We start from the raw sequence: 7,561 nt of genomic DNA on the forward strand, positions 1-7,561 counted from the left end.
CTGCCGCTGCCCCGGAGCAAGTATTCATCAACCGCTGAATAATTGACAGCGGGCTGGCGCAGGAGCAATCTGGCCAATAATCATCAACTGATGAATTAACAGGCTTGAGCGGTCATCGGATCGAAATCGGGTCGGAATCGATATTCAGGGGGAGTCATGAGTGCCTTCGCTTCTTGCGGCGCGCGTCTGTCGATCGCCGCTATCCTTGCCACGCAGTTGCCCTTGCCGGCCAACGCCCAAAGCGCCTCGGCGGGCAGCGATGAATCGGCCTCCGGCATCGAAAGCGTCGTGGTGACGGCGCGTCGTCGCGAAGAAAGTTTGCAGGACGTACCGGTGGCGATTTCGGCCCTGACGGCCGACCAACTGCAGACTCAAAACGTGCGGACGCTGGAGGATATGACTGCGTTTGCGCCGAACATCAAAGTGAATGCGGGTCGCGCCACCAGCAGCACCATCAACGCATACATCCGCGGCGTCGGACAGAACGATCCGCTGTGGGGTTTCGAGCCGGGCGTCGGCATCTACATCGACGATGTTTACATCGCGCGTCCGCAGGGTGCGTTGCTGGATGTCTACGACGTCGAGCGCATCGAGGTGCTTCGTGGTCCGCAAGGTACGCTGTACGGCAAGAACACCATCGCAGGCGCCATCAAGTATGTCACTCGTGACATTGCCACCAGCGAGCCGACGCTGAATGTTTCCGCTACTGGCGGCAGTTACAACCAGCGGGAGATCAAGGTGGGAGGCTCGATCCCGGTGGTCGACGAGCACATCTTCCTCGGCGCGGCGGTCGCATATCTACGGCGTGACGGTTACGGCGAGATCGTGGACGACGGCCGGGCGCGGCTATACAACCGTGTGGGACAGGATGTGTCAGACAAGGACGTGCTGGCGGCCCGCGCCAACGCTACATTTGTCTGGGGCGACAGCTCCCGACTGCGGATTCTGGCCGACACCGTGCAGGACAACTCCAATGCGACGGGCGGCCAGCGGCTGAACAATCTCACGGCCGCCGGCATCTTCCATCCGCGACTGAACCATCGTTACGATCAGCGCACCGACATGCCGGTGGATCGCGATCGCTTCATCAACAAAGGCGTCGCGGCGACGTACACGCAAACGCTGACCGACGCGCTGGATTTGAAACTGGTCGGCGCATATCGCGAAGGCGACGGCCGGCAGTTCATCGACTTCGACGAGTTGAACGCCAATCTGTTCCAGGTGCCGGCGCAGTACAGCGACGATCAAACCAGCGGCGAAGCGCAACTCACCTATACCAGCGATCGGGTCAAAGGCGTGGCGGGCGTCTACTACTTCACCGGCCAGGCCGAAGGAGCGTTCGACGCATCGCTGGGCTCGCTCGGTCTCACCTCGCTGACCAAGGGCAGCGTCGATACCGACAGCATCGCCGTCTATTTCGATACCACCTGGTCGCTGACAGATCGTTTGAACCTCAACGTCGGCGCGCGGTGGAACGAGGACGACAAGGAGGCGAGAGTATTCGTCGCGCAGTATCGCGGCGTACTGGCCCCGGACGCCACCTTGTTCGACGAGAACAACTTGCCGCCCGGCTTCTCGCTGGTGGCCGTGCAGAGCAACTACACCAATGACCGCAGCTTCTCCAATGTCTCGCCGCGGCTCGGCATGGACTTCCGGCTCGACGACGACCTGATGCTGTATTTCAGCTATGCCCAGGGCTTCAAGAGCGGCGGCTTCGACATGCGCGGCAATCAGCTCGCCAATCCCACCACCGTGAACGGCTACGACGCCGAGACGGCGGACAACTTCGAAGTGGGCATGAAGTCGACCTGGTTCGAGGACACGCTGCAGCTGAATCTCACTGCCTTCTACACGCCCTACGAAGACATCCAGATCACCACCCAGCAGTTCGTGCTGCTCAATGGCAACCCGACCAACGCCACGGCCGTACTGAATGCGGGCAAGCAGGTCAACCAGGGCGTCGAGCTGGAAACCATGTGGCGGCCGCTGTCGGCGCTGACGCTGGTGCTGAATGTCGGCTATCTGGATGCGGAGTTCGAAGAGTTCTTCACCGCCTGCCCGACTCCGACGCCGGGCTGCCGCCTGGACATCAGCGGCCTGAATCAGCCCATCAACTCGCCGGACTGGACCACGTTCCTGGGCGCGACCTATGAGTGGTCACTTGGGGCCGGCGACATGACTTTGCATGCGGGCTATCAGTACCGGAGCGCGACCAAGGTCGCCAACACGACCGCCAGCATCACGGATCAGGATGCCTATGACATCCTCGACCTGGGTATCGCTTACACGACCGCAGATGAGAGGTGGCGCTTCGCCGTCGATGGGAAGAACATCCTGGACGAGGAGTATCGCGTCGCGGGATATGACTTCGGCGCGGTGGGCCCGACTGGCGGCTTCAGTCAGATCGGTTTCTATGGACCGCCGCGCACGGTGTCGGTGACGGCCACATATCGGTATTGAAGACGCAGCGTTCATGACCGCCAGACATCGCATTCTCATCACCGGCGCGGCGAGCGGCATCGGACTGGCGTTGACCCAGCACTTCGCCGCTGCCGGGCATCGCGTGGTGGCCTGCGATATACAGCAGGCTTCGCTGGATGACCTACGAAAGGATCTGCCGCAGGTTCGCACGCTGGCGTTCGATCTGTCCGACGCGGGGCAGATCGACGCTGCGTTCGGTTCTCTGGGTGACGATATGCCGGACGTGCTGGTCAACAACGCCGGCTTGCAGCACGTCTCGCCTCTCGAAGAGTTTCCGCCGGAGAAGTGGCAGCTTCTGATCGCCGTGATGCTCACTGGCACGGCGCTGCTCACGCGCGCGGCGCTGCCATCCATGCGCCGAAACAACTTCGGCCGGATCGTGAATATCGGCTCGATTCATGCGTTGGTCGCGTCGCCATTCAAGAGCGCTTACGTGGCGGCGAAACATGGGCTCGTCGGGTTCAGCAAGACCGTCGCTTTGGAAACTCACGATGTCGACATCACCATCAACACGGTGTGCCCCGGCTATGTGAAGACCCCCTTGGTCGACGCCCAGATCGCCTCGCTCGCCCGCACTCACCATCTCACCGAGCAGCAGGTGGTGGAAGAAATCATGCTCAAGCCCATGCCCAAACGTCAGTTCATCACCCCCGACGAACTGACCGGCACCGTCGACTTCCTCTTGAGCCCCGCCGCCCGCAACATCACCGGCCAATGCCTCGTCCTCGATGGCGGCTGGACCGCGCAATAACTCCCCTCACCTTCGCTCGCTCGCGGTAAAGATGAACGTCTCGCAAGGGAGAGCAGAAAATCGAACCAAACCTTTCGGCGCGTCGACGAGGTGGGCGGCGCGCAAGCCACCGAAGCCTCTTGAATCCCAGCTAAAAACAAAGAATGCGCTGCGTTAGCCATCCGCCGATAAGATAGCCGCCGACGCACAAGGCGAGGCCCGGATGTCCCGCAGTTATAAGATCACCTTGCTGATCGCTCTGTATATCGCGCAGGGCCTGCCCTTCGGCTTTTTCACGCTGGCGCTGCCCGTGCTGTTGCGAGAGGCCGGCTATTCACTCAAGGAGATCGCCGCGCTCAGCGTCCTGTCCCTGCCGTGGTTCCTGAAGTTCCTGTGGGCCCCAGTGCTGGATCACACCGGCTCACGACGGGCCTGGCTGCTCGGCCTGCAGTTCGCATCGATCGCAGCGGCGCTGCTGCTGACGAGGGCCGACCCGAGCGCCGACCTGAGCACACTCATTCTGGCCGCGCTGGTGTTCAACCTCCTGGCCGCTTCTCAGGACGTGATCACCGACGGCCTCGCCGTACGCATGCTGGATCAGAAAGAGCGCGGCCTGGCGAATGCCATTCAAGTCGGCGCATATCGCTTTGGCATGATTCTCGGCGGTGGTCTTCTGCTGGCTGTGTTCGCACGGACGAACTGGGAAGTGACCTTCCTGTCGATGGCCGGCCTGCTTGCACTCACCGTGATACCGACGTTCGCACTCAAAGACCCGGCGCCTCGAGAAGACGCACCGAGATACAGCCCCGGCCAACTTCTCATCATCTGGCTCCGCCGCTTGTTTCAGCGAGGCATGCTGCGGTTCGCGCTGGTCATCGTGCTGTATCGCTTCGGCGATCAGATGGTGGCAACGCTGCTCGGCCCGTTCCTGATCGATCAAGGCATGAACAAAGAAGCCATCGCGCTGATGAAAGGCACAGTCGGATCCGGCACCAGCCTGCTCGGCGCAGTGCTGGGCGGCTGGCTGGCGTTCAGTGCCGGAAGGCGCACCGCCATCCTCGCAAGCGGTATCGCACAAGCTGCGTCATACACGCTGTACATCGTGGCTGCGATGGGCCTGGGCGGAGTGAGCCTGCTGTGGGTTGCGACCATCTTCGAAGGCGTCATCGGCACGATGGCCACCGTCGCATTGTTCACATTGATGATGGACGCTTCCGACCCCGAGCATGCCGGCACCGACTACACGTTGTTCGCCAGCCTGGTGGTGCTGATCGGGCCAGTCGGCAACATCTCCGGCGCCGCCGTAGCAGACGCGCTCGGCTATGGCCCCGCGTTCACAGTGGGAGCGATTCTCGCGTTGGCGGGAACACTCATCGTGGTACGCATGCTGGACCACAAACCCGTCCCAGCGCGCGTGGCCGAAGTCTGGAAGCCGGCGAGAGCGAGCGCCTAATCGGGCAACTCGATAGTGAACGTCGCGCCTGCGCCCGGCTTACTCTGAGCGAACACTCGCCCGCCCAGCCGCTCGACGGCCTTGCGCACCAGCGCCAACCCGATGCCCGTGCCGGGATACTGATCGTCCCGATGCAAGCGTTGAAACAGCTTGAAGATGTGATCGTGGTACTGCATGTCGAAGCCGATGCCATTGTCGGTGACCGCCAATACGACCCCGTCACTCTTGCGACGACACACCACGGCGATGTGTGGGCTCGGGGTATCGCGCGTGTACTTCAACGCGTTTTCCACCAGATTCCGCAACGCTTGCGCGAGGCCGCTGGCGTCCACGCGTAGCGTCATCGGCTCGACCACCACGGTCATGACGATGCCGCGGCGTTGTATCTCGTCCTGATACGAACTCAACACCTGATCCACCAGTGACGGCAAGCTCACCACGCTTGCCTGCATGCCGCGCCGATCGATCTGCGAATACGACAACAGATCATCGATCAGCGTCGACATCTTCACCGAGCCATTGCGGATACGGGCGAGATGTTCGCGAGCGCGGTCCGTCAGCTCTGCTGGCAGTTCCTGCTCGAACAGGTGCGCGAAGCCATTGATCGCGCGCAGCGGCGCCTTCAAATCGTGAGCGACCGCATATGAAAAGCCTTCGAGCTCCTCATAGGCGCGCTTCAACTCGGTGGTGCGCTCGCTGACGCGTTGCTCGAGCGCCGTGGTCAAGTCCCGATACCGCGCCTCGCTATGACGCAGCTCGACATTCGCATCCTGCAGCTGCTGATTGGCCATCACCAACTGATTGGTCAGGTGCTGCGATTCGTTCTGGATCCACGCCTCGCGCGCTCCGAGGATGACGGCGAACAGAATGAAGATGGTGGCCGACAGCCAGATCACACGCGGCGTGAACGTAGCGCTGCTGCTCAACGCCACGGCCACCATGATGACGAGCAACAGCGCCGGCATCACCGCCTCGAGCCAGCGCTCGCGAGCCTGCATCTTGTGGCGAATGTCACCATGGTCGCGCTTGCTCAACCAGGCCTGCTCGTGACCCGCCACCGCAATCAGACCGAACATCAGCAGCCAGCTGGCATTGACCATGTCGTCCGGCAGATAGCTTTGGGTCAGCAGGGCATGCGCATACGTGAAGTTGGAGATCGCATAGATGCAAGTGGCGAACACCAGCAGCAGCATCGGCGTCCAGGACGCGCCCCAACGAAAGGTCCAGAGCGCGCTCAAGGTGGACAGAAACGTTCCGGCGACCAGTACCGTATGCGCCACGCCTACCCACAGAAACATCGGTGTGACGCTCGGGCTCTGCAGCGCCGGCTCGAGCATGCCCAGCACCACTGTAATCGCCAGGCAGCAAGCGACCAGCCCAAGGTTGCCGACATGCTTGAGCGTGAATGCAGCCCGGTTGCGGGCTTCGGGCAGCATCAGCACGCCGGCCACCACGAACACGGCGAAGCCCGTGTAGAAGATCTGGTTGAGACTCGGAAACGGCTGCGCCACCTGGAGAACCAGCTGCACGTAGTTCCAATGCAGCTGCCCGATCAACCAGCTGCCGCAGGCGAGGGCGATCATCGACCAGGCGCGCCGACGCTCGGGCTCAACCTGGCGGGAACTGCGGAAGCACACCAACGTCGCGGCTGCGGCAGCCACCGTCCATGCGACATCGTTGATCCACACCTGCACGCCATTGCTGGCCACATAGATGGCGACGCCATAGACTGCGAGCCCCGCCAGCCAGGCATACGCCAGCGCCCAACGCGAGCGCGTCGAATCGAGGTCGGTGTGGATCTTGTCTGCTTCGGCTGCCATCGCCGCTAGTATGCCTTCCCTGTCGCAGCGGCGTGCAGTGGCAGCGAGCATCAAGTCAGCTTGATGCGCTCCTCGCCGCAGCGCTTGCAGCGTTCCGTGCTGACCAGCTTGCCTTGCTTCACATCGAAGCGTCGTGCCGAGAGCAGTTCCCATTTGTGAAAGCCCGACGAGCACAGCGTCTTGCCGTCGGCGCGTTTCTGTTTGGCTTTTTTCAGATTGATGACGTTCGACATGTTCAATGGGTCATTGCATACACGACCACATTCACGCCGACCATGTAGGAGCGGGTCGAGAACGTCTCGAAGTACCAGTCGCCGTACGCCTCGCGCTCCCAGCCGTCACCGACGTCGGTGTTGTGAGTGGCGAGCACCATGATACGGCCATCGTCGTCCAGCCAGGCGCGCATCTGTGGCTCGTCGAGCGAGCCGGCGGGAAACTTGTGAGCGCCGGGGGATTCGGCGGTGCTGCCGCCGGGGCTGGCAAAGGGCAGCGCCGGGATCTGCGGCATCTCTTCGAGATCGAACACGGTATGGAAGATGGGATGTTCGGGCGTGAGCACGCGCCATTCGCGATTCGGCAGCACGGTGCGCATCACGTTGGCGAACTGCTGCCACTCGGCATCGCCCCAGAAATCATCGACCCACACGAAGCCGCCGCGCGCCAGATAGCTCTCGAAAGCGGCGCGCTCCTGCTCCGAGATCACCATGTATCCGGGGTCGGACATGTACAGCATGGGAAAGTCGCCGAGATCCGGCGCCGTCAGCAGGCGACTCGAGGCCTGGGGCGCGACATGGATGCGAGTCAGCTGCTGGAGTCGATGACTGAAATTGTCGTCGCCTTCGGGGAAGTCGGTCTCCCATCGCGCCCACACTCGACCGTCGTAGGCGTAGTAGGCCTCGCCCATGCCGCCTTCGCTGTCGTAGATGGCGCGGACCAGATTGAGCCGCGCCATGTCGGGCGGCGTCGACGAGCGTCCGCCGTCACCCGTGATGAGATTCGTTCCGGCGAGCGCGGCCAGCGTCGCGAACGCCGCGTAAGTGGCCAATAGCGAGAGTGGCAGCCGGTGCTTCATGTTCC

At 62.3% G+C, this 7,561-nt stretch carries 6 protein-coding genes; 3 read left to right on the plus strand and 3 right to left on the minus strand.

Annotated elements, in window-relative coordinates:
* Window positions 1-156 precede the first annotated feature (156 nt).
* From JM946_RS04645 to JM946_RS04655, 3 genes are all read left to right on the plus strand, one after another.
* Entirely contained in the window at window positions 157-2,460 is a 2,304-nt protein-coding gene (locus JM946_RS04645; protein WP_203165964.1) for a TonB-dependent receptor, read from the plus strand.
* A gap of 13 nt (window positions 2,461-2,473) precedes the next feature.
* Window positions 2,474-3,232, plus strand: a complete 759-nt coding sequence (locus tag JM946_RS04650) for a 3-hydroxybutyrate dehydrogenase (protein WP_203165965.1) — start codon at window positions 2,474-2,476, stop codon at window positions 3,230-3,232.
* Between the two features lie 202 nt (window positions 3,233-3,434).
* Window positions 3,435-4,664, plus strand: a complete 1,230-nt coding sequence (locus JM946_RS04655) for an MFS transporter (RefSeq protein ID WP_203165966.1) — start codon at window positions 3,435-3,437, stop codon at window positions 4,662-4,664.
* Here JM946_RS04655 and JM946_RS04660 read toward each other — a convergent pair.
* Genes JM946_RS04660 through JM946_RS04670 form a run of 3 tightly spaced genes read right to left on the minus strand, consistent with a single transcriptional unit; the run spans window position 4,661 to window position 7,556 of the window.
* Window positions 4,661-6,484 (minus strand): sensor histidine kinase, encoded by a 1,824-nt coding sequence (locus JM946_RS04660; RefSeq protein WP_203165967.1) that lies wholly within the window; start codon window positions 6,482-6,484, stop codon window positions 4,661-4,663. The genes JM946_RS04655 and JM946_RS04660 overlap by 4 nt on opposite strands.
* 50 nt (window positions 6,485-6,534) lie before the next feature.
* On the minus strand, window positions 6,535-6,717 hold the full coding sequence (locus JM946_RS04665; protein WP_203165968.1) for a hypothetical protein: 183 nt from the start codon (window positions 6,715-6,717) through the stop codon (window positions 6,535-6,537).
* 2 nt (window positions 6,718-6,719) lie between these two features.
* A complete protein-coding gene (locus JM946_RS04670; protein ID WP_203165969.1) occupies window positions 6,720-7,556 on the minus strand; it encodes a DUF4159 domain-containing protein in 837 nt (278 codons plus the stop codon).
* Window positions 7,557-7,561: the final 5 nt, after the last annotated feature.

Origin of the sequence: Steroidobacter gossypii (genome assembly GCF_016801985.1) — a bacterium.
In the GTDB taxonomy this organism is placed as follows: domain Bacteria; phylum Pseudomonadota; class Gammaproteobacteria; order Steroidobacterales; family Steroidobacteraceae; genus Steroidobacter; species Steroidobacter gossypii.

Coding starts and splice junctions, on each gene's coding strand:
- JM946_RS04670 (WP_203165969.1), bottom strand. CDS start 7,556: ATGAAGCACCGGCTGCCACTCTCGCTATTGGCCACTTACGCGGCGTTC.
- JM946_RS04655 (WP_203165966.1), top strand. CDS start 3,435: ATGTCCCGCAGTTATAAGATCACCTTGCTGATCGCTCTGTATATCGCG.
- JM946_RS04645 (WP_203165964.1), top strand. CDS start 157: ATGAGTGCCTTCGCTTCTTGCGGCGCGCGTCTGTCGATCGCCGCTATC.
- JM946_RS04660 (WP_203165967.1), bottom strand. CDS start 6,484: ATGGCAGCCGAAGCAGACAAGATCCACACCGACCTCGATTCGACGCGC.
- JM946_RS04650 (WP_203165965.1), top strand. CDS start 2,474: ATGACCGCCAGACATCGCATTCTCATCACCGGCGCGGCGAGCGGCATC.
- JM946_RS04665 (WP_203165968.1), bottom strand. CDS start 6,717: ATGTCGAACGTCATCAATCTGAAAAAAGCCAAACAGAAACGCGCCGAC.